Source organism: Rothia sp. HMSC064D08, from assembly GCF_001809525.1.
Classification (GTDB): domain Bacteria; phylum Actinomycetota; class Actinomycetes; order Actinomycetales; family Micrococcaceae; genus Rothia; species Rothia dentocariosa.
Genome location: NZ_KV797887.1, coordinates 215626 through 238831, shown reverse-complemented (window position 1 = coordinate 238831; position 23206 = coordinate 215626). Strand labels below are relative to the sequence as shown.

The following is a 23206-nucleotide window of genomic DNA, read 5'->3' as shown; positions in this document are numbered from 1 at the left end:
AGCATCCGCACCTCATAACTCACCGGATGCGCCAGGGTGCGGGTAGTATCGACTGCCCGCACCCTCACCCTAAGCACACGCTCTCATCACGAATACATACACTCACAGTTTTAGCCGATAGGAACTCTTCATATGGCTTTTCGTCTCTCACACCCCGGCGCAGCAACACGCCCCAAACACCGGCGCGGCAGAACGAGCGCATCGCAGAAGGTTACCGCCGCGCTATTAGCGGCATCCATGTTTTTTATCTCCGGATGCGGCATCGGCACCCAAAATCCGGGCAGCACGAGCGCATCCTCGCATTCTGTGGTTGATGAACAGACCACCAAGTCTGAGCTTGAGAACCTTGCGCAGGAGCTCAAAAGCAATGTTTCTTCCGACCCGAAATCGCTGACGGGCCCCAGCAGCGCGAAGAACACCCCCGAAGTTCAGCCGATGGTTGAGACTCCCACCCCGCAGCTTCCCGTGACCTTCAAGGATTTCAAGGGCGATGAGGTGACTGTTAAGTCGGCAAATCGCATCCTGGCTCTTGACCTGTATGGCACTCTCGCGCAAGAGGTTATCTCGCTGGGTTTGGGTGATCGTCTGGTCGGCCGTGTGACGTCTTCAACCGAGTCTTCGTTAGCGAAGCTGCCGCTCGTCACTCAGAACGGCCACGACCTGAACGCGGATGCGATACTCGCGACCAACCCCGACCTTGTGCTCTGGGATAAGAGCAATGGTCCCGAAGAAGTTGTTGAGCAGCTGCGCGATGCGGGCGTGACTGTGGTGGTGTTTGACCATGAGAGGCGCATGGATAAAATCATTCCCCAGCTCAAGGCTGTGGCACAGGCTTTAGGTGTGCAGGAGGCGGGCGATAAGGTTGCCGAGCGCGTGCAGAAAGACCTCGATTATGCCCTGAATACCATCAAAGAAGTTGCCCCTGAAGGCGATAAGAAATTGTCGATGGCATTCCTGTACGTGCGTGGTAATGCCGGGGTATTCTTCATTCTCGGTAAGGGCTCCGGCGCGGATGATCTGATTGCTGCGCTTGAGGGCAGAGATGTGGCTTCCGAGCAGGGAGCGCGCAACATTGTTCCTGCGAATAGCGAGGCGCTGGTCAAGGTGAACCCGGATGTCATTTTGACCATGACTCACGGCGTGGAATCCACCGGCGGCTTGGATGGATTCTTGGCACGCCCGGGGGTTGCCGAAACGAACGCGGGAAAGAGCAGGCGCGTGGTTGATATGAACGACGGGCAGATTCTATCCTACGGTCCGAACACCCCCGCCGTTCTGCTTTCCCTAGCCCGCGCTATCTACGCACCCCAGCGTTAAGAGGCTCTACCTGTGAATTCGTCCAACCGCACTGATGCGGCGACTCCCGGCAGCTCGGATTATCGCAGCAAACGCCGCATCCGTATTCTCGCAACTTTTGGCTTTCTGAGTATTGCCCTGATCGTCATAACCGTGGTGTCTGCGGGGTTGGGTCAGTACAATATTCCGACCGATCATGTGGTGGCTTCCCTGGGGCGCCGCTTGGGTATGATTCCCAAGGATCCGACCGCCTATCTTGAAGACAGCACCCTGTGGAATATTCGTTTTCCGCGTGTGCTTTTAGGGCTGCTCGTGGGCGCTGCCCTGGGATGCTCGGGCGCGGTCATGCAGGCGGTTTTCGGCAACCCGCTGGCCGAGCCCGGGGTTATCGGTGTGTCTTCGGGCGCCGCGGTGGGAGCATGTGTAGCGGTCGTTTTCAATTTCGAATTCTTCGATATTTACACGGTTCCAGCTTTCGCCTTCGGCGGTGCCCTCGCGGCAACGGCGCTGGTTTATTTTCTCTCGCGTTCCTCAGGTCGGGCGAAAGTTCTCTCCATGATTTTGACGGGTATTGCGGTAACGGCGGTGGCAAATGCCGCAATCGCGTTCTGCCTGTACTTGGCCGATAATGTCAGCCGCGACCGCATCGTCTTCTGGCAGATGGGATCGCTCAACGGGTCTACGTGGAAGGCTCTTGCCAGCGTGTGGTTCGTGATCGTGGCGGGGTTGATCATGTGCTTGATGATTTCACGCAAACTTGACCTGTTGGCGCTGGGCGAGCGCGCAGCGCAGCATGCCGGGGTGAACGTTGAGCGTCTGCGCGGTGTTGCGATTGCTGCTACGGCGCTTTTGACGGGTGCGGCGGTGGCTCATGCGGGCATTATCGCCTTTGTGGGGCTGATTATTCCGCATCTGCTGCGGCTTATTTTGGGGCCGTCTAACCGTTTGCTGCTGCCCGCTTCGGCGCTGGGCGGGGCGCTGTTAATTGCGCTTTCCGATTTGGGGGCGCGCACTCTCATTCCGGTCTCTGACCTGCCGATCGGTATTTTTACAGCGCTCGTGGGTGGCCCTACGTTCTTCTTCCTGCTGCGCCGTTCGCTGGGGAAGGGAGGTCTCTGATGCTTACTGTCGATGGGGTGTCGCTGTCAGTGGGCGGGCGGCGCATCTTAGAGGATGTCTCTTTTGAGGTTCAGGCGGGCGAGGTTGTCTCGCTCATCGGCCCCAATGGTGCCGGTAAGTCCACGATTTTGGGGGTTATTGCAGGCGATACTAAGCCCGATTCCGGTTCGGTGCTGCTCAAGGATAAGCCGGTGGGCGAGTATTCGTATCTTGAGCTTGCGCGTCTGCGTGCCCTGCTGCTGCAGAAAACTCAGGTGGCGTTTTCGTACCTGGTGCACGAGGTAGTGGCGATGGGACGCACCCCGTGGCGCGGTACCAAGCGTGCGCATGAGGACGACGCCGTGATCGAGCAGATGATGGCGCGCACGCATACAGAGATGATGGCAAATCGCGATGTGACAACCCTTTCGGGCGGCGAAAGCGGGCGCGTGCATTTGGCTCGTATTTTTGCGCAGCAGACTCCCCTAGTACTCTTGGATGAGCCTACGGCGGCGCTGGATATTAAGCATCAGGAACAGACCCTGCAGATGAGCCGGGAGCTTGCCGCCGAGGGCACGGCGGTTTTGGCGGTTCTGCATGATTTAGATGTGGCGGCGGCGTATTCGGATAGGATCGTGCTGCTGGATAAGGGTCGTGTGGCTGCCAACGGCACCCCCGCTCAGGTGTGTACCGAGGAGCGGCTGAGCCGTGTGTATCAGCATCCGATTGAGGTTTTGGAGCATCCGGTGACGAAGCGAATTCTGGTTCTGCCACGGCGATAGAGCGGCACTGTGCTTTGAGTCGTCCTTTTTCTGGGCTGCTACCCCGAATATTTCATGCCGGTATCCGACGGATTCTCAGTATATTCCCAGTTCGGCATATAAGCCCTGTGCCATGGTTACTTGTTAGAATAAAGTAATGCCCGGCGCAGGGTTATTTCTCGTGATAAGAAGTCTGAACTCGCCCGGGTGCAGCCCAAACCGTATGTATTACTCTTCCCCTACCCCACGAAGGAGAGTACCCCATCCATGAGTTCTGACCAGCACAAGACAATGCTGTCTGAAGCCTCCGGTTATGTTCCCGAATATTCTGCTCAGGCACACAGCGGTTCCCAAGAGCTTGCTGTTCACGGGCTCAGCAGCGATGAGGTTGCTAAGCTCACCGCCGCCGGTAAGGTCAACGCTCAGAATAATAAGTCTTCCCGCACCTTGTGGAGCATTATGCGGGCACACCTGTTTACGGTATTTAACCTGGTGCTTGGGCTGTGCGGTCTGGTTGTGATTCTGTACCAGCGTTGGGCTGATCTGCTCTTTCTGTTCGCCGTGGTGGCGAATGTGATTATCGGTTTTGTGCAGGAGTACAAGGCTAAACTTGAGCTCGACCGTATCTCTCTGCTTGACCGATCCCCGATCACGGCAGTGCGCGATGGCGCTATGATCGAGGTTCCTATGGAGTCCCTGGTTGAGGGCGATGTGGTAGTGCTCAAACGCGGCGACCAGGTTCCTGCGGATGCGGTAGTCCTGACCTCCGACTCGCTAGAGCTGGATGAATCCCTGCTGACCGGCGAGAATGACCCCATTCCGAAACGTCCGGGCGATATGGTGCTTTCAGCATCGAGCGTGCTCGGCGGTACCGGGCGTGTACTGCTCTCGGCGGTGGGCTCCGAATCCCGCGCAAGCAAAATTTCCGATGAGGCTCGACAGTTCTCGCGCATCCAGTCTGAGCTTCGCGATGCGCTCGACAGCGTGGTGCGGTGGATTACCTTCGGCCTTGCCATCATTATCCCGATCGTGCTGTGGGGCCAGGTGCGCGCGGCGGGCGGCCTTGAGGTCGTCAATCGTGATGGCCTCTGGGAGAACGTTGCTATTGCGGTAGTTTCGTCAGTGGCATCGATGATTCCGCAGGGTTTAGCACTTATGACAACTTTGGCGTTCGCGGCGGCGGCTGTGGCGCTGGGACGTAAACACAATATTTTGGTGCAGGAACAGCCTGCCGTTGAGGTGCTCGCCCGCGTGGATACGGTGTGCTTCGATAAGACGGGCACCCTGACCGAGGGCGGCGTGATTTTCGATTCGGTACGCTCGCTGACGACTCCGGCCGAGGCAAAAGCACCCGATGAAAATCAGGCGTGGCGCGCATCCCTGCCGCAGGGCTGGGACCAGGCGTTGGCGTGGTTCGGTCATGATGAAAACGCGAACCCGACCGCAGCAGCACTCACCGGCGGGTTCGAACAGGCACCCACTGAGCAGGTCAGTGGCATTGTGCCGTTCTCATCGGCGTTACGCTTTAGCGCTATCGAGTTTAAGTCTTCGGGAGCCTGGCTTCTCGGCGCTCCCGAGGCTCTGCTGAACCAGGGCACCGAGGAACGTGAACGTGCCCGTGAACTCGCATCATTGGGTCTGCGTACGATGGTACTCGCGCATGCATCCGCCATGGTACGCAACGATGACGGAGACCCGGTGCAGCACATCCCCGCCGACCATACCCCCGTGCTCTTCGTGATTTTCCGCGAAAATGTGCGTTCCGATGCCCCCGAAATCGTGGACTATTTCAATCGCCAGGGCGTAACCCTCAAGGTGTTCTCAGGCGATAACCCGTACACCGTACAGGCAGCTGCGAAGACCGCCGGTATGGATATTTCTGCGGGCGCGATTGATGCCTCTACCCTGCCGGAAGATGGCCCCGAACTCGCCGAGGCCGCCGCAACCCACAATATTTTCGGTCGCGTTTCGCCCGAGCAGAAGAAGAACATGGTGATCTCACTCAAAGAGCAAGGGCACGTCGTGGCGATGACCGGCGACGGCATTAACGATGCACTCGCCCTCAAACACGCCAACCTCGGCATTGCGATGGGCAACGCGGCACCCGCGACGAAAGCCGTATCGCGCCTCGTGCTTCTGGACGGCAAGTTCTCTTCGCTTCCCGCCGCCTTGGAGCAGGGTCGCCAGGTGATTGCGAATATCGAAATGGTGGCGAACCTGTTCCTGACAAAGACCGGCTTTGCGATCCTGCTGGGTGTGGTCTTCGGTCTGATGGGGCTGATCTTCCCGTTCCTGCCCCGCCAATACTCGACCGCAGATTTCCTGATTGTGGGCGCATCCTCCTTCGCGCTGGCGTTGCTGCCGAACTCGCGCCGGTATGTGCCCGGATTCTTGCGCCGCGTGCTGAATTACACGATTCCGAACTCTATTATCGTGGTGGCGATGTTGGTTCTGGTAAACCTGGCGGCGCTGTTTATTTTCCGTCCGGAAGGCGATATACGACAGGTTCAGACGGCGTCGTTTATCACCCTGGTGATTATGGGGCTGTGGAATCTGGCAGCGGTAGCACGCCCACTCAATACCGCACGAATGCTTCTCTTCGGAGCGCTTCTGAGTATCTTCTTCGCAGCCCTTCTGGTACCGCTTCTCGTCAAGTATCACCAGTTTGAGATGCCGTCAACGGAACTTCTTATGCTCTCTATCGGCGCCGGAGTACTGGGTGCCGTACTGATTGAGGTGAACGCGCATCGTAGTCGCCGCTGGCAGAAACGCAGCTACCCCGAGCTTGAGGTGGCTTCGCTGAGCTTCTTCCCGTCCGCGAAGAAATAGCTTCAAGATCGCATCTTCCCCTCAGTAATCTCGTCTAAGAATCGGTGCCATAACATCTAATGAACGGCACCGGTTCGGCGTTTAGCCTCTTCGGATGCTCTGCCTCGCCGTAACGTGAAACCCACCGCAGACCTGAACGGCACATTTTACACTTTCTGAACTTTCAAAACCTCATCTTGCGCTCGCGCAGGTTTAAGCCTAAAGTTACATGCAGATATTGTGATTCTTAGAATCACACAACCATAGAACACAGGGTTGTTACTGGTAAGGCAGGCAAGACCTGAGTTGCTGAATCCCTTGAGGGAATAGATTCCCTAAGGTTCATCGTTATACCCACGATGCTTTAATGCATCACGGTACGGCGGCATGCAGCTCGGGTCTTTTTTGTTTCCCTCGGGGCGTTTTGCTCTGAGGATGCCGCCGGTAACATCCCTAACACACTATTCACCGTGCAAGGATAACAACGTGAAAAACCACGAACTTGGCGAGAAGATTCTGACGGGACTTGGCGGTTCCGAGAATATCGCCCACTTTACGCACTGCGCAACCCGTTTGCGCGTAACTCCCGCCGACAGGAGCAAGGTCAATACGGACCAGATTAAGAGCATCCCCGGGGTGCTCTCGGTCATTGAGCAGTCCGGTCAGACTCAGGTCGTGCTCGGCGACCGTGTTGAGGGGGTCTACAACGAGATGCAGACCCTGCCCGGCATGGCGAACCTTGGCGAAGATAATGCTGCTTCCAAGAAGGCTTCCGGGGGCAAGAAGGCTGGCTGGCTCACCAATATCTTCGATGTGCTCTCCGATTCCTTCCGTCCCCTGCTGTGGGCGCTGTTGGGCACCTCTATGATTCTGACCCTGATCGTGTTCTTGCAGCAGTTCGGTTTCTTCGGTCAATACACCGACCTGACCGGCCAGAGCGTGAACATCGATATTGTGAACGGTCCGCGACTTTCCGATGAAGCCGCCGGTAAGGCACTCGAAGCCGAATGGATGAAGCAGTTCGCTTTCTGGTACATCCTAAAGGCTGCCGCTCTGTCGGTGCTAAACTTCATGCCCATTATGCTTGGCGCAACCGCCGCAAAGCGTTTGGGCGCGAATATGTGGGTTGGTGCGGCTATTCCGGCGGCACTGATGACCAGCACCTTCCAGAGCCTCACCAAACTTGCTGACCCGGCTACTAAGATGCTTGACGTATCCATTATGGGTCTGCACCTGCCGCTGTACGCCTACGATTACACCGGCCAGGTATTCCCGCCCCTGCTGGCGGTTGCCCTCTTGGCACCTTTGGAGCGCCTGCTGAAGAAGATCATTCCGAATATGCTGCAAATGGTCTTCGTCCCCATGCTTTCCGTTATTATTCTGGTACCTGTAACCGCCTTCGTGGTAGGTCCCATCGGTATTGGCGTGGCTATGGGTATCTCCGACTTCCTGAAGAATGTTAACGATGTAGCTCCGGGAGCTGTGGGTGCGCTAATCGCGGGTCTGTACCTGTTCATGGTTCCGTTGGGTCTGCACTGGCCGCTGAACGCCGTAATGATTAACAACCTGCAGACCCTGGGCACCGACTTCATCCAGTCCCCCATGGGCGCTTACAACTTCGCTGTCTTCGGCGCGGTCACCGGTGTTGCTATTAGGGCTTCACGAAATAAGGAGCTTCGCCAGACTGCGGTGGGTGCTTCTATGTCCGGCCTGCTCGGTGGTATTTCCGAGCCTTCCCTCTACGGTGTGGTTCTGCGCTACAAGCGGGTTATTCCCCTCATTCTGGTACCGGCTGTGGCCGGTGGTGCCACCATCTCACTGCTGGGAGTCAAGTCGCACGCTTTCGCCTTCACCTCGCTCCTGTCGATTCCCGCGATGCAGCCTTCCGCCCTGTATGCTCTGGGCTTGGCAATTGCGTTCGGTGGTGCAATGACGGGTGTTCTGCTCTTCGGGTATGAGTCCAGGAACGCAGCAAAGACTATCGAGGCTCCTGCAGATTCCGCACGGGATGCGGCGGCAAGCGCATCGGCGAAGAAAGATTCCGCCGATCAGGCCGGGTCAGCATCCGCAACCCCTGCAGCCGCCGCTGCAGCGCCCGTACTAGAGGCAGGTACCGTTCTTGAGGTGGCTTCTCCCTTAGAGGGTAAGGCCGTGGCGCTTTCCGAGGTTCCAGACCCGATTTTCGCTGCCGGTAAGCTCGGCGAGGGTGTTGCTGTTGAGCCGACCGGCACCACCGTGGTTGCACCTGCGGCGGGTAAAGTCGCAGCTACCTACCCCTCCGGTCACGCGGTGGGCCTCAAGTTGGATAACGGCGTGGAACTTTTGGTGCACGTCGGTTTGGATACCGTGAACCTCGATGGTGAAGGCTTTACCGTCAAGGTGAAGAAGGGCGAGCAGGTTGCCGCTGGCGATACGCTGATCGAGTTCGATCCTGCGGTTATTAAGAAGGCTGGTTACCCGCTTATCACTCCGGTGATTGTGACCAATACCCGCAAGTTCGCCTCGGTTGAGGGCGTTGTGGGTAATGCAAATAACGCATCCACCGTTTTGAAGGTGACCACCAAGTAGGTTTTCCGATGCGGCAAAAGCCCCGCGTGCAGTTGAACTGCATGCGGGGCTTTTGTGTGTTCTTCCGTTGTTTAGTCATGGCGGCGGAGCCTCTTGAGCCCTCGGTTCATACTACGATTTTTTCTCCCACCCCACGTTAATCCACACATTGGGGTCGTAGTAGGGCGCTGCGAAGAGTGCGGGGCCATAGTTGGCGAGTTTTTTGCGCACCGCAAGATAGTTGGGCCCGTTGTACAGCGGAATGTAGGTGGCAACATCCTGCTGATGCTTCTGCTCTATGGCGTTGGCGCGTTCCAGCTGCTGGTGCGTATCCTCGGTTCCCAGCATCTGCGCCGCCATGCTGCGGATTTCTTCGGTGCTCCAGCCTTCCTCGGCGGAAGCGTACAGGTAGTTAACTGCCTCCACGGGGGTTGGGGTGATGCTGTACCCGGTGAAAACCGCATCGTAGTCGCCAGCGGCGAGCGCAGTGCTGTATTCGTTGGCTGGGCGGGTTTCAACCTTGGCGTCAATCCCCATGCGCTTGAGTTGTTCCATCATGAAGTTGCTCATGGAAGCCACCGCTGGCTCGGTCGTGAAGTTGGTGATGGTCAGGGCGGCTTTTTCTTCGCCTTTGGTGTAAATACCTGCGCGAGTGTATCCGGCTTTCTCAAGGATTTTGACGGCGTTTTCGATGCTTGGTCTGCTGGGATAGTTGTTGCGGTACCCGTTTTGGAGCGGCAGGAAGCAGAGCGAGCCGGGCAGGGTTTCTTTCCAGCCGAGCTGCCCAAAGCGTATGTGCTGAATCTGTTTGCGGTCGATTCCGGCAACCACGGCCTGGCGTATGGGCAGCGGAACTTTGCGGGGGTTGAGCTGTAAAACGCCCGCATAGAGCGCCATTCCGCGGCGAATTTCGATGTCTGCAACACTCGTGATGTCGTTGTAGGCGCTCACGGTGCTCACGTTAACGACATCAAGTTCTCCAGTTTTGAAGGATGCACGTTCCTCGGCGCTGTCTTCTATCTCGTACCAGGTGATGCTCTCAAGAAGGGGCCGTGTGCCCCACCATGCTGGATTTCGCTCGACTCTCAGGTATCTTTCGGCGGTATTCCACTCTTGAACTTTGTAGGGTCCTGCCCAGTATTTATCAAGGGGTTTATCAAAGCCGTTGTTGAAGAGCTCGGGGTCTTTCAGCGCCGGGTGCAGGAAGATGCAGAGGCTTCCATCGGCTGGGTACCACGGGGTTTTCATGGTAATACTGACGGTGTATTTGTCGCCTGCTTCTTCGATGGAGGCTATTTGTTTCCAGGCTCCCCCGTCGTGTATTCGGTAGTCATTGCCGCCGTCGTCTTTGCCGCGCAGGATCTCCCAGGTGGTGCGCAGTGCCTCAATGTCAATAGGAGTTCCATCGTTGAACGTGGCTTTTGGGTTGAGCTTGATGCTGATGGTTTGTGTACCGTGCGCGGTTTCGGCTTTGAACTCGGTAACGTAGTCGGGGTTGGTAGTGAGGTTTCCGGCGTAGTCGCTTATCCATCCTCCGGTGGCGGCCGCCGAGTTCACGGCCGCGTGAATAGTGAGCATTGAGATTCCGTACCCGGATTCGGAGGCAATGTTGAAGTTTGGTCCGATAGCTGGATATGACAGGTTGAGGCTGCCGCCTTCGCGCAACTCGGCTCTATCGCGCGGATTGGTTGCTGTTGCTTCTTGAGAGTCTGTTCCCCAGCCCGAGCCGGGCAGTTCTGAAGCGTTGGTTCCGGATTGACAGGCGGTGAGCACGCCGATTCCTGAGAGCGCGAGAGTACCAGTGAGCAGGGTTCTGCGAGAGACAGATACGTTCTTCATCGAAGCTCCTGAGGTTCCGGGGAGAATCTGTGCCGGGTGAGCTAGTTCGCCGTGGATGGGTAAAACATACCGGATGCACAACAGTGAAACATCCCTGCTTAATTATATCCCGGTTATCCTGCCTTTTGAGCTTATTTCACGTGGTTTCATGAGCTTTCGCAACACCCTTCATCTTTTGATCTTCGCCACGCTGATCTTGCCGGTGGCTGGCGGCGGCGGAGGTATATACCGCCTTCACTGGTTGGAATTACATAGGACCAGCACAGACCCTCAAGGGCTTCATCTCGGCGACTACTAGTATCTTTCAGAAAACAGCCCAGCAAAAGCAAGTGCCCCCAACCGCATATCGGTCAGGGGCACTTCGGCTCAACAATGCTGCAAGATTGACTACTCCTGCCAGCCTACGTTCATCCAGTAATCGGCGCTCGTGTAACTCGTTTTGAAAAGGCTCGGCCCATAGTTAGCCAGCTTAGACTTGACGGCATAATATTCCGGACCATTAGCGTATGGAAGGTACATCACGACCTTTTCAAGGTGCATCTTCTCAAGTTTATTGGTCATCTTGAGCTGTTCTTCACGCGATTCGACGGTCAGAAGCTCTTCACAGAACTTATCGATCTCGGGATCGCCCACGCCGTTGTTATTGGCGGAATGGTAGAGGGAAACAGCCGACTCTGCCGGGTCAAGACTGGTGCCGAAACCGCCTAGTATCGCCTCGTAAGATTTTGAGCCGATGACCGAGGTGTAATTTGAACTTGGCTGATTATCAGTATTCACCTTGATTCCAGCCCGCGACATTTGCTCGGCAAAACTACGTGCCAGGGCCTGAGTCGTGGCCTCACCACCGAAGTAGGTGATAGAGAATTCTGCTTTTTTGCCGTCCTTCTCATAAATATCGCCATTGAGCTTATAACCGGCTTCTTCCAGAATCTTCTTGGCGGCATCGGCACCGGTTTCTTTGGGGTAGTTATCCTCGTACCCTCTTTGGAAAGGCATAAAGACAATAGAGCCGGGCATCGGCTCGCTCCAGCCAAGCTGAGAAAACATAACGTTCGCCAGTTGAGCGCGGTCTAAAGCTGCGGCGATCGCACGGCGCAAAGCCAAGTCAGTAATACGCTTGGGGTTCAGGTGCACACCGCGCACTCCTGTACGCTGACCCTCGCGGATATCGGTACCCGCCTGCCCCTTGAGCTCGGTATAGGTATTGTTTTCGACAAATTGAGTAGCGTCCACATCACCATTTTTGAAGGCCGCCCGAATAGCATCGGTTGTCATTTCACGCCACACAATACGGTCCAGAAGGGCTTTCTTTTCGCCCCACCAATTCGGGTTTGGCACAAGGGTTAGAGTCTTCTCTGCGGAATTCCAGCCATTTTCCGCGACCTTGTACGGACCTGCCCAATACTGGTCGAGAGGCTTATCCACAAATCCCTGATTGAAGAGTTCCTTATCGGTCAGCGCCGGATGCACTGCGGTAGCAAACAGGCTTTCTGCCGGATAGTACGGGCTCTTGGTCGTGATTTTGACTGAGAACTTATCACCATCTTCTTCGATGGATTCAACGAGTTTCCACGCTTCAGATTCAAGGAGTTCGTACCCGGTTTCTTCGGTGGTCTTTCCATAGAGAGTCCAGCATGCGCGCACCGCTTCAATATCCATTGGGGTGCCGTCGTTAAACTTTGCTTTGGGGTTAAGTTTCATGCGGATAATCTGTTTACCGTCTTTGGTTTCCGCCTTATGTTCCAGGCACAGATCCGAGTTGAGGCTTAGGTCTCCGTTATAGTCGACGTTGAAGAAGCCAGCACCCGAGGGGATATTACAGGCGTTAATGGCATCCAGGTTTGAGCTTGTGTACCCGGTCTGAGTTAGGGTATTAAAGTTTGGTCCCAATGATGTAACGACGAGGCGTAGCTCGCCTCCCTTCTTCAGCGAAGAGTACTCTTGTTTATTCACGTTCACACGCGAGAGAACATCTGCAGAGTCGGTAGCGGCAGCGCCGCCCGGTTTATTGGATTTACCGCCTCCGCACGCAGCCAGCAAGCCTGTAGTTCCCAGGGCAGCTGTTCCCATAAGCAGGTTGCGTCTCGACACAGGTGTTTTCATGATTTTCTCCTTAAGAGGGGTTAGGAAGAAGCGCCGCTGCTACCTTCCAGAAATATTCACCTACTGGGGATTTAGAGGTATCCCAGGGGTGAAAGATGCTTTTAGTATAACCCATTGTGAGACATATCTATGATATAAAACATATTATGAAGCTTTTAAGGAAAGTTTTAGAAAATAAACACCTACGATAAACATAACGCGGGTGCCTATCTCACAATATATTGTGAGATAGGCACCCGCGTTGATGAGCCGCTAAAGACTATTCCTGCCAGCCTACATTGACCCATAGATTAGCATCTGTATAACTCGTCTGGAACAAGCGAGGACCGTAGTTTGCCAGCTTACTCTTCACAGCCGAGTAGCTCGGACCATTAGCGAAGGGCAAGTAAATAGCAACCTTTTCCATGTGGAGCTTCTCTACCTGATTGGCAAGCTTAATCTGCTCATCTTTAGATTCAGTTGCCGAAATCTTAGCAACCAACTTATCAATTTCGTCGTCCCCCACACCGTTGTTAATATCCTTGGTATAGAAGTACTGGGGGCTATCTGCCATATTCGCGCCTACAGCCCAACCGGAAAGCGTACAATCGTAACTCTTCGTACCCACGACAGAGTTAAAATTCGACTCTGGCTGATTATCGTTGGTTACTTTAATACCAGCTTGTTTAAGCTGTTGCTCTATTCGCTGGAATTTTGCTTGGGTGACGGTATCACTGCCGAAAGTAGTAATCGAGAATCCTGCAGTCTTACCGTCCTTCTGGTAAAAGTCACCGCTCTTGGTGTATCCTGCTTCTTCCAGAATCTTCTTGGCAGCATCTGCTCCCGAATCCTTCGGAACGTTATCCTCATATCCCTTCTGGAAAGGCATAGCGAGCATAGACCCGGGCATTGGTTCTTCCCAGCCAACCTGCTTAAAGGTAACATCTGCTAGTTGAGAACGATCAACCGCCGCAAAAGCAGCACGGCGAACCGCCAGATCTGTAACGCGAGTAGCATTAAACTGCAAGTTCTGCACACCAGTATTCTGACCTGAACGAATTTCAGTACCGTTCTGCCCCTTAACAGCGCTATAGGTTGCAGCATCGGTAAATCCTGCGGCATCCAGTTCACCGTTCTTAAACGCAGCCCGAAGAGAGTCGATACCCATCTGACGCCAGATAATCTTTTCCAGCAATGGCTTCTTCTCGCCCCACCACTTATCGTTCGGAGCCAAGGTAATAACCTTCTCAGAAGAGTTCCAGTTACTTACCTTAAAAGGACCGGCCCAGTATTGATCCATAGGCTTATCGACAAAACCATCGTTGAACAGCTTCTTATCGACAAGAGCAGGATGTGTAGCAAACGTACCCAGGTCATCCGATAGATAGTATGGAGTTGAGAGAGTAATCTTCACATGGAACTTGTCACCATCGACAGCTTCAATACTTTCCATCTGCTCCCATGAAGGGTTGGGGATGATGTTGTAGCCTGAGTCTCCGCCACCCTTATAGATCTCCCAGTATGCTTTGACTGCTTCAACGTCAATAGGAGTACCGTCATTAAAGACAGCCTTGGGGTTAATCTTGAATTCTACGGTCTGAACCCCATCTTTAGTCTCCATCTTGTGTTCCAAACAGAAATCTTTGTTGATAGAGCGTTCGCCTGCAGGGTCCGTATTATAAAAACCAACAACGGCTGGTATGTTACAAGGGCCTCCAAAAGCTGCTAGGTTCTCTGTGGTATAGCCGCTCTGAGTCATGGTGTTGAAGTCCGGGCCCAAAGCACTTACGGAAAGTTTCAGTTCGCCACCCTTCTTCAGTGAAGAGTAGTCTTGCTTGTTAATCTGCAGATTCTTGACAACTTCTTCCGCGCTAGAAGCTGCTTTGCCGCTTAGCTTGTCATCTTTTGAACCGCCACACGCAGCCAGTAAGCCAACACTTCCCAGGGCGACAGTGCCCGTCAGCAGGGTGCGGCGGTTGAAGGTTCTCTGAACGTTCATGAGGATTCTCCTTTACTGCCTTGACCCTATACGATGTGACACATCACCTATGATTCAAGGCACATACAACAATGTTGCTTTTATAGTACAGAACCCCCTACCCCACCGCAAATAGTTTTCGCGCCTTACCAATCTACGGAATTTCTACCGTGTAAACTTGTAGATTCTCCCCCGTCATATATTCGCTTTTTTAGAATAAAACTAATTTTTATCCGCAAATGCGATAAGGCGCGAGCAGATAATATTTTGTCGAGCAGATAGCGGGTTGTTATCTGCTCGACAAAATATTATCTGCTCGCCGGGGTTAGGGTGAGTGCAAATGTGCATAACACCCACCCCATCCGTCAGAGAGCAAGTAAAACTACTTCACCCAACCAACCTTAGTCCAGTCGATGGTCTTGAACAGGAACGCACCATAGTTAGCGAGACCCTTCTTCGTGAAGACGTAGTGAGGACCGTTAGCGGCGCATCCTAAGAAGGCGAGTTCGGCGGTATGCTTCTTCTCGATCTCGTCGCATTTGAGGTTCCGTTCTTTATCGTCCTCAATCAGAAGCATTTCCTCGATCATGGCGTCGATCTCGGGGCTGCCGATGCCGTCGCTATTGGACGAGTGGAAGAACTGTTGAGTGGCGACCGTAGCATCGGGGTTATTCGCCTCGTATCCCGCGAACGTGATGTCGTACTCCCAGTTGCCCAAGACCCTACCGAAATCGCCTTCGGGATGCTGATCGACCTCAATATTGAGCCCGGCTTCTTTCATATTCCGCGTAAAGGTCTGAGCCATACCCTTATCAACAGGATCGTCGCCAAAGATCACGATCTTGTAGTGAATCTGCTGCCCATCTTTCGCGTAGAACTCGCCGTCTTTGGTGTATCCGGCGTCCTCAAGCACCTTCTTGATGGCATCTTTGGGGCTACCCTCTACCTTGGGGAATGCATCCTGATAGTACTCCGAGAAAGGCATGTGGAGCATCGATCCGGGTATCTCTTCTTCATAGGGCAAGCCCTGGTACCGAATCTTGGCGAGGGCTTCCCGATCAAGCCCATAGAAAATAGCCTTCCGCACGGCGGCATCCTTGACCCGCCGGGGGTTCACATCGATACCGGAAACATGCAGGCGCACTCCCTTGTGGAGTTCCGTGCCTGCTACCGCCTTAAACTCGGAGTAGGCAGAGGCGGTTCCTGCAGCCGCAGCATCGATTTCGTCATTCTTGAAGGCCGCTTTCTTCGCTGGTTCATCCATCTGCCGGAAGATAATCTTCTCCAGCACGGGCTTATCGCCCCACCACTTATCGTTTGGCACCACTGTAACGGTCTTCTCGGAAGAGTTAAAACCGCCGTCTTTGATCGTGAAGGGTCCACAGCCCCACTCGGGATGCAGATTATCCACAAAGCCCTCATTGAAGACCTTAGGATCTTCCAGCGCCGGATGCAGAATAAAGGTGAACAGGGCGTTCAAGGGGTAGAAGGGTTTCGAGAATGTCACCTTCACGTGAAAGTTATCTTCTTCGGCTTCCACGCTTTCAACATATCCATAAATATCCGAGGATACAATGTTGTATTCCCCGTCAGCCTTCTGCTGAGTTTTCCAGGTGGTCTGCAGGGCTTTCACATCAATAGGCGTTCCGTCGTTGAACTTGGCCTGGGGATTCAGCACGATCTTGACGATAACCTTCTCACCTTCTTTGCCGGGGGTAAAAGACTGAGCATATTCTTTCCTGAGGGTCGTAGTACCGTCAAAGTCTAGGGTCCACAAGCCTGCATCATGAATAGTGCTCATGATGGTCTGGGTATCGGTCATATTGCCCGACGTAGTCCGGGGGTTGAAATCTGGCCCCATCGACCCGACCGGCAGCCGCAGGGTTCCGCCCTGTTTCAGCTCAGAAACCTCGTGAGCATTGATGTCGTAGAGGTCTTTAAGGTTTGCACCCTGCCCGGGAGCGGTAGTTTTTCCGTCCTTCGCACCGCCGCCACATGCGGAAAGCACACCGACGGTTCCAGCTGCCGCAGCTACGCCCAGCAGAGACCGGCGAGTCAGTGCATGAGGAATGAACGCTGCTGGGGTTTTGCTGATGCTCATGATGTGTTTCCTTACGTGTATGCGCCCTGCGATGGGCTTGGTGTTTCAAAGGCTTTGAGATAACTTATGCAGTATTATGCATAAATTATCCATATCCAGAACCATACACCGAACTTCATGCGAAAGTTAAGAGAAACAGCGATAATGTGTTGTAGATTACATATTTTCATGCATATTTACGCAATCTTTGAGCAGATATTTCCCTATTTTCAGGCAATAATGAGCATAACTTACGACAATCCAGGATATTTACTGAATATCATGTGTGGCTATGAGAGCATAGACAAGGCGCATCCCCACTCCCCCGCGAGGGAATGTAGGATGCGCCTTATACATATTTGTAAAACGTTCCCTAATTTCTAGGGGCTATAGCCCGTCCAACTAGCCAGTGAACCCAATACGCGACCACGCCGAAGGGTTGTACTGCGGATCATCAAAGAGAAACGCACCGTAGTTCGCCAGGTTCTTCTGGCAGCACACGATCTGCGGACCGTTGTAGAAGACGCTGCTCGTAGCAAATTCCTCCATATGCTTCTTCTCGATCTCGTTGCACTTGAGGTTACGTTCTTTAGCATCCTCAATGGAGAAGAGCTCTTCAATCATGGCGTCAATCTCTTCGGAACCAGCCCCATCGTTGTCTTCGCGGGAGTAGAACTGCTTGGTGCCTTCAGTACCATCGTCGCTGTTTACACTGTACCCAATGAAGCTCAGTTCGTGCTCCTTGGCAGACATCACCTTACCCAAGTTACTAACAGGCTGCTGATCGACATCGCTCTCAATGCCCAGATCACGAAGCTGCTGAGAGAGGAAACGCGCCAGAGATTTTATGGTGTTATCCTCGCTAAAGTTGTTCACCACTACTTTCGCGCGTTTTCCATCCTTTTCATAGAAATCGCCGCTTTTAGCGTATCCGGCCTCTTCAAGAATCTTAGCGGCCGCAGCCTTCCGATCGGCTGCCTGCGGCATACTATCGGCATAGTACTCCGAGAACGGCATATGGATCCTCGATCCGGGCAGGGCCTCGTTGAACGGCAAACCCTTAAAGCGCGTATCGGAAAGCGCCTTACGATCCAAGCCCACCATAATGGCGCGGCGAAGCGGAGTATCGACTTTGACGGGGTTCATCACCACACCGCCTGCAAAGAGGCGTTGGCCCTGGCGGAACTCGGCATTCTTAACATTTTCGAGTTCCTTGTATACGCTCACGACATTAGCGTTTACGGCGTCAAGCTCGCCATTGGCAAAGGCAGAACGCTGCGCAGGGGTATCGAGCAGACGGAACGTAATGGATTCGAGAACCGGTTTTTCGCCCCACCATTTGTCATTTCGTGTGACGGTCAGCGTTTTCTCGGTTGAGTTCCAGCCGCCTTCGGCAACCTTAAACGGCCCTGCCGCATAATCGGAATTCGGCTTATCCACTAGACCATTGGCAAAGAAATCGGTATCCGTCATTTTCGGATGCACCACATAGCTGAAGAGGCTGGCAATAGGGTATGAAGGCTTCGACATCGTGACCTTCACGCGGGTTGCGCTGCCGTCTTCTTCAATAGACTCAATATTTGGGTACAAACCCGTGCTCTGAATCTGATAAGTCTTGTTGTCTGAAAGAACTTTATGAGTCGCTCTCAGAGCTTCAATATCGAGCGGGGTACCATCGTTGAATTTTGCCTTTTCATTCAACGTGATATGCAAAACCTGTTTGCCGTTCTCCATTGCAGAGGTGAACTCGGTACAGAAGTCGGGGTTAGGTGAAGTTTTACCTTCGTAATCTTGCTGCCACAGACCACTCGTGAGCAAAGAATTATACGAAGAAATAGCACGAGCATTATCGCCAACGGCGCCCTGAGTATGCAGAGGGTTGAAATTTGGTCCCAAACTGGTGACCGCCAGACGCAGCTTTCCGCCGGATTTAAGGGCAGAAACATCCTGCTTATTAATTTTCACGAGGTCTGCAATATTCGCACCTGCCGTTGCTGCAGCCTGAGTAGAGCCGGAACCACTGTTCTTGCCGGAGCAAGCCGCAAGCATACCAGCGGTGCCCAGCGCAGCACCACCTGCGAACAGGGTGCGGCGGTTCAGAGTGGAGTGAGCTTTCACGAGCGTATTCTTTCTATCACCGACAAACGCACAGTCTAGCGCTACCGCCCGTGGTAGCGGCGTTTGATACACCTTAATTGTATTCATGGAATTACAGAGCGAGAATTTATTTCCTGCAATCTCAAATACTGGTAATTCATATCACTATTTCGCTTTATCGCATAATATAAATTTTTAGCTCTTTAAAACGTTGCGGGGGTGACTCTCCTATGAGAATCACCCCCGCAACACACATGCGGTTCTACGAAACCGACTCTAGCGCTACATCGGGAAGGTCTGCACCATCCGGGTAGTAGCAAGCATAACCGTGGTCTTCGCCGTCAAGCGTGATAACCTCGGGCTTTTCCTCCAGGCACCGCTTCTGCTTATCCTCAGGAAGCAGCTTGAAGATGGGGCACCTGCTGGAGAAGCCGCATCCTACCGGTGCATTAACCGGGGTGGGCAGGTCGCCATCCAGCATGATGCGCTGGCGCTTAGCCTCAACCTCCGGGTCTGGCACGGGAATAGCCGAAAGCAAAGCCTTGGTGTACGGGTGAATCGGGTTATCAAAGACCTGATCCACGTGACCAATCTCGACGATGCGCCCCAGGTACATAACCGCAACCCGGTCAGAAGCGTGGCGAATCACGGCGAGGTCGTGCGCCACCATCAGGTAACTCAGACCCAAGCTCGCCCGGAGTTCCTCAAGCAGGTTAATCACGCCCGCCTGAACGGAGACATCCAACGCCGAGACAGGTTCGTCCAGCACCACAAGTTTCGGGTTCACGGCAAGCGCGCGGGCAATACCAATACGCTGGCGCTGACCGCCCGAGAACTGGTTCGGGAAGCGGTTCACGTGATCGGGCTGCAGACCCACGATCTTCATCAGCTCAACCACACGCTTTTTAATATCCGGACGCTTCATGCCCTGGTTTTCCAGGGGCTCAGCAAGAATCTCGTAGACGGTAAAGCGCGGGTCGAGGGCACCCGTGGGGTCTTGGAAAACCATCTGTTGGTTCTTGCGCAGTTCAAGAATCTCACTGACAGATTTATGATCCTGCGTAGAGACACCGTTAATCAGAATCTCGCCATCGGTTTTCTTGCTGAACTCCATAATTTCCAGCAGCGTGGTGGTTTTACCACACCCGGATTCGCCCACGATTGAGAAGCACTCACCCTCACGAATATCGAAAGATACGCCGTCCACGGCCTTCACGGTGCCCACGCGGCGCTTCATGAGGGACCCCTTCATGAGCGGGAAATGCTTCTTCACGTTGCGCACTTCAAGCACCGGCGCGCGATCTTCGCGCGGAATGCTTTCAAACTTCGAAACGGGAGTTTCAGGAACGGTATAGAGTTCTTCGGCCGTCTTACTGATGAGATCCTGCGAGATAGTGCAGGAGGAGTAGTGCCCCTCACCAGCGCCCTTGAGCGGAGCGAGCTCGGGCTCACCAGCATCGTCCTTGCAGCATTGACCGCCGTTTTTGGCGACGGGGCAACGCTCACGGAACGAGCAGTGATCCACCGGGTACAGCAGATTCGGCGGCGTGCCCTCAATGGGCACCAAAGAGGTTTTCTGCGAGCGATCCACGCGAGGAACCGCACCCAACAGGCCAATCGTGTAGGGATGGCTGGGGTACTTGTAAAGGTCTTCAGCCTTAGCGATTTCTACCGGTTTACCCGCGTACATCACCAGAATGTCATCGGCCATACCGGCGACAACACCCAAGTCGTGAGTAATCATGATAGTTGCCGCGCCGGTTTCATCCTGCGCTTTATCCATAACCTCAAGCACCTGCGCCTGAATGGTGACGTCAAGCGCGGTAGTAGGCTCATCCGCAATAAGCACGCGCGGATCGTTGGCAATCGCCATTGCGATCATGATGCGCTGGCGCATACCGCCGGAGAACTCATGCGGGAAAGAGCGCAGACGGTCGGCTGGGGAAGGAATACCCACTAAGCGCATGAGTTCGATAGAGCGATCTTTAATCGCCTGCTTGCTCATACCCTTATTGTGGATTTTGAGGACTTCGGCAATCTGATCCCCGATAGTGTACACCGGAGTCAGCGAAGACAGCGGATCCTGGAAGATCATGGAGATGTGCTTGCCGCGGTACTGGCACATTTCCTTATCACTCAGACCCAGCAGTTCGGTGCCGTTGTATGTGATAGACCCGGTAATATCGGCGGTCGTGGGGTGAAGCCCCATAATCGCCATAGATGCCACGGATTTACCCGAACCGGATTCGCCAACGATACCTAGGGTTTTACCGGCGTAAAGGTCAAAATCAACACCGCGCACCGCATGTACAACACCGTTTTCGGTATTGAAGCTAACATGCAGGTCTTTAACACTCAGAACGGGAGAAGTGCTCATGAGTTTTATGCCTCCTCATTCTGGGTGGATGCCTGAGCATCGGGATTGGGGTCGGTTGATGGTGCTGCAGCGCCGGCTTCCTGAGCCTCCGCTTCCTCGATCTTAGATGCCGATTTCTGGCTCTTAGGTTTCTTTGACTTCTTGATCTTACCGACCGACATGGAAGTCGGGTCGAAGGCATCGCGCAGGCCATCATTCATGAGCGAGAGCGGCCCCACCAGCAGGAAGAAGAAGATAACGGGGAACCAGAACATATGCGGCAGGGTATTAAGCTGCTGTGCAGCATCGGAGATCAACGACCCCAGCGAGTAGTTCGGGTAGGTAATACCAATGCCGATAAAGGAGTACGCAACCTCAGAGAGCACAGCAATCATGATGCCGGTCGTGAAGTTCAGAACGAGCATCGAGCCGATATTCGGTACGAGGTGCCGCAGCACGATCTTGAAGGGGTGTACGCCCATGTAGCGTGCTGCCTTCACGTAATCGCGCCCAATCAGGGATTGCGCCATCGCACGAATCACACGGGCAGGTCCCATCCAGCCGAATACAATCAGCACAGAGGAGAGCACAATCCACGTGGGAACGGTCTTCTGAATCTGCTTACCGATCTGACCGTTGATGAAAATCGCCAAAATCAACAGCGAGGGAACCATAATCATGGTTTCCAAGAGGAAGAGCATAACCCTGTCGATCCAGCCACCAAAGTACGCCATTACGCAACCGTAGATCGCGGAGATAATGACGGTGGCGATACCCACGACCAGGCCGATTTCCATTGAGGTCCATACGGCTTCGCTCATCATGGCGAAGAGATCGTTACCGCCCACGGTGGTGCCAAACCAATGCTCTGCGGAGGGGCCTTCACCGCCGAGGGTCATAAAGTCAGATTCGGTTGCGGAGTACTTGGAAACATATTTGCCGAAGTACCCGAAAAGCCCCACACAGATAAAGACGATAAGCCCGAACACCGCAGCCTTGTTGCGCAGGAAGCGGCGGAGGATAATCACGTTCTTGTTGAGAACTTTAAAGTCACCATTCTGCACGACAGGTACCGTGCTTGTTTCAGTTACCTGGCTCATGAGATCCTCACTCGGGGGTCGACGATCGTGGTCGCGATATCGGCGATAATGGCACCGATGGCGAACAGCACGGAACCGTAGGCGAGAGTAGCGGTCGCAGCGTTCACATCCTGCTGGCCGATCGCGTCAATAGACCATTTACCGATGCCGGGCCATGCAAACACGGACTCCGCGAAGAAGGCACCCGCAAAGATGGTGGGAATGGTGTATGCAATCGACTGTGCCACCGGGATGAAGGACACGCGCAGGGCGTGGCGGGTAATCGCCTGGTTACGGGTGAGTCCTTTCGCGCGAGCGGTACGCACGAAGTCTGCGTTCACGTTATCGAGCAGGTATTGCCGCTGAGCAATCTGATAGCTGGCCCATCCGAAAATCGTCATACAGAAGGTCGGCACCACATAGTGCGCCGCCATGTCTATGGTGGTATCCCAGAAGCCTGTTACACCGGGCGTCGAAATACCGGTCACATAGAAAATCTTTTCGCCGCCGTTTTCAACCACAATGTTGTTAATGGCGGTCGCTCCCTGCTGCACCACGAAGTATGCCACGGGGGCGGGAATAATGTAGACGAGATAGGAATACCCGGTAATAACCCGGTCGGAAAACTTGTACTGACGCGCTGCCGAGTAAACACCCAGCGCCACACCGATGATAATGGTCAAAATAGTCGCTGCGAGCATCAATCGGGTAGAAACCCACAGACGCTGACCGAATTCCTGATTGATATATCCGCTGTTTGGGCTGCGTCCCCAATCAAATTTGGTGACAACATTCGTCAGCCATTGAATGTATCTGTCCCACGCACTCATTTCGGGGTCGAGTCCGAGGGATGCAAGGGTGCGGTTCACCTGTTCAGGCGAGGGGCGCGGCACCTTTTCCTGCTCCAAAAGGGCAGGTTTTAGCGTGGTAACAGCCGCAAAATAACCCATAGTTGTGGTTAAGAAAACCATCACGAGGTAAGTGAGCGACCTCCGGAGGATATACCTAAACATGGGGCGGTTCCCCTCCTAGATATTCTGGTTTCGTAGGCATGTGTGTTACAGCTTCCGTCATCGGATAATCCAGTGACTACAGTCACTAGAAGCGTAGTTCCTTTATCTTATATTTACATTCGGGTATCCACCAAACCCACATCGCCTTAAAATCAGCCGACAAGCACCATTT

Annotated in this window: 13 protein-coding genes; 5 read left to right on the top strand and 8 right to left on the bottom strand. The window is 54.1% G+C overall.

Features of this window, described 5'->3' with window-relative positions; all coding sequences use genetic code 11:
* Nucleotides 1–132 precede the first annotated feature (132 nt).
* The 5 genes from HMPREF2625_RS01095 to HMPREF2625_RS01075 all read left to right on the top strand — a co-directional run bounded on the left by HMPREF2625_RS01095 (nt 133) and on the right by HMPREF2625_RS01075 (nt 8531).
* Nucleotides 133–1317 (top strand): heme/hemin ABC transporter substrate-binding protein, encoded by a 1185-nt coding sequence (locus HMPREF2625_RS01095; protein ID WP_083295578.1) that lies wholly within the window; start codon nt 133–135, stop codon nt 1315–1317.
* A 12-nt stretch (nt 1318–1329) separates the two neighbouring features.
* Nucleotides 1330–2415 carry a FecCD family ABC transporter permease gene (locus tag HMPREF2625_RS01090; protein ID WP_070520709.1) on the top strand — a complete coding sequence of 362 codons (1086 nt, stop codon included), beginning with the start codon at nt 1330–1332 and terminating at the stop codon, nt 2413–2415.
* Complete coding sequence (locus HMPREF2625_RS01085) at nt 2415–3176, top strand: heme ABC transporter ATP-binding protein (RefSeq protein WP_070520706.1); 762 nt, start codon at nt 2415–2417, stop codon at nt 3174–3176. The genes HMPREF2625_RS01090 and HMPREF2625_RS01085 overlap by 1 nt, the downstream gene beginning before the upstream one ends.
* Before the next feature lie 246 nt (nt 3177–3422).
* Complete coding sequence (locus HMPREF2625_RS01080; RefSeq protein WP_210394360.1) at nt 3423–5984, top strand: HAD-IC family P-type ATPase; 2562 nt, start codon at nt 3423–3425, stop codon at nt 5982–5984.
* A gap of 465 nt (nt 5985–6449) precedes the next feature.
* The gene (locus HMPREF2625_RS01075) at nt 6450–8531 is read left to right on the top strand and encodes a glucose PTS transporter subunit IIA (RefSeq protein WP_070520703.1); all 2082 of its coding nucleotides are present in this window, start codon (nt 6450–6452) and stop codon (nt 8529–8531) included.
* Nucleotides 8532–8642: 111 nt separating this feature from the next.
* Here the strand turns inward: HMPREF2625_RS01075 and HMPREF2625_RS01070 are convergent, their stop codons facing one another.
* The 8 genes from HMPREF2625_RS01070 to HMPREF2625_RS01030 all read right to left on the bottom strand — a co-directional run bounded on the left by HMPREF2625_RS01070 (nt 8643) and on the right by HMPREF2625_RS01030 (nt 23034).
* Nucleotides 8643–10349, bottom strand: a complete 1707-nt coding sequence (locus tag HMPREF2625_RS01070) for an ABC transporter family substrate-binding protein (RefSeq protein ID WP_070520701.1) — start codon at nt 10347–10349, stop codon at nt 8643–8645.
* A 387-nt stretch (nt 10350–10736) separates the two neighbouring features.
* The gene (locus HMPREF2625_RS01060; protein ID WP_070520694.1) at nt 10737–12452 is read right to left on the bottom strand and encodes an ABC transporter family substrate-binding protein; all 1716 of its coding nucleotides are present in this window, start codon (nt 12450–12452) and stop codon (nt 10737–10739) included.
* Between the two features lie 259 nt (nt 12453–12711).
* On the bottom strand, nt 12712–14430 hold the full coding sequence (locus tag HMPREF2625_RS01055) for an ABC transporter family substrate-binding protein (protein ID WP_070520692.1): 1719 nt from the start codon (nt 14428–14430) through the stop codon (nt 12712–12714).
* Between the two features lie 361 nt (nt 14431–14791).
* A complete protein-coding gene (locus tag HMPREF2625_RS01050) occupies nt 14792–16510 on the bottom strand; it encodes an ABC transporter family substrate-binding protein (RefSeq protein WP_070520689.1) in 1719 nt (572 codons plus the stop codon).
* A 381-nt stretch (nt 16511–16891) separates the two neighbouring features.
* Complete coding sequence (locus HMPREF2625_RS01045) at nt 16892–18607, bottom strand: ABC transporter family substrate-binding protein (RefSeq protein ID WP_070520685.1); 1716 nt, start codon at nt 18605–18607, stop codon at nt 16892–16894.
* Nucleotides 18608–18848: 241 nt separating this feature from the next.
* Nucleotides 18849–20963, bottom strand: a complete 2115-nt coding sequence (locus HMPREF2625_RS01040; RefSeq protein ID WP_048753398.1) for an ABC transporter ATP-binding protein — start codon at nt 20961–20963, stop codon at nt 18849–18851.
* Nucleotides 20964–20968: 5 nt separating this feature from the next.
* The gene (locus HMPREF2625_RS01035; protein WP_004006524.1) at nt 20969–22042 is read right to left on the bottom strand and encodes an ABC transporter permease; all 1074 of its coding nucleotides are present in this window, start codon (nt 22040–22042) and stop codon (nt 20969–20971) included.
* The gene (locus HMPREF2625_RS01030) at nt 22039–23034 is read right to left on the bottom strand and encodes an ABC transporter permease (RefSeq protein WP_013398417.1); all 996 of its coding nucleotides are present in this window, start codon (nt 23032–23034) and stop codon (nt 22039–22041) included. Before HMPREF2625_RS01030 ends, HMPREF2625_RS01035 begins: the two co-directional genes overlap by 4 nt.
* Between the last annotated feature and the right edge of the window lie 172 nt (nt 23035–23206).

Excerpts from the sequence above, each read along its gene's own strand:
- HMPREF2625_RS01095 (WP_083295578.1), top strand. The coding sequence starts at position 133 with ATGGCTTTTCGTCTCTCACACCCCGGCGCAGCAACACGCCCCAAACAC.
- HMPREF2625_RS01085 (WP_070520706.1), top strand. The coding sequence starts at position 2,415 with ATGCTTACTGTCGATGGGGTGTCGCTGTCAGTGGGCGGGCGGCGCATC.
- HMPREF2625_RS01080 (WP_210394360.1), top strand. The coding sequence starts at position 3,423 with ATGAGTTCTGACCAGCACAAGACAATGCTGTCTGAAGCCTCCGGTTAT.
- HMPREF2625_RS01070 (WP_070520701.1), bottom strand. The coding sequence starts at position 10,349 with ATGAAGAACGTATCTGTCTCTCGCAGAACCCTGCTCACTGGTACTCTC.
- HMPREF2625_RS01060 (WP_070520694.1), bottom strand. The coding sequence starts at position 12,452 with ATGAAAACACCTGTGTCGAGACGCAACCTGCTTATGGGAACAGCTGCC.
- HMPREF2625_RS01055 (WP_070520692.1), bottom strand. The coding sequence starts at position 14,430 with ATGAACGTTCAGAGAACCTTCAACCGCCGCACCCTGCTGACGGGCACT.
- HMPREF2625_RS01050 (WP_070520689.1), bottom strand. The coding sequence starts at position 16,510 with ATGAGCATCAGCAAAACCCCAGCAGCGTTCATTCCTCATGCACTGACT.
- HMPREF2625_RS01040 (WP_048753398.1), bottom strand. The coding sequence starts at position 20,963 with ATGAGCACTTCTCCCGTTCTGAGTGTTAAAGACCTGCATGTTAGCTTC.
- HMPREF2625_RS01035 (WP_004006524.1), bottom strand. The coding sequence starts at position 22,042 with ATGAGCCAGGTAACTGAAACAAGCACGGTACCTGTCGTGCAGAATGGT.
- HMPREF2625_RS01030 (WP_013398417.1), bottom strand. The coding sequence starts at position 23,034 with ATGTTTAGGTATATCCTCCGGAGGTCGCTCACTTACCTCGTGATGGTT.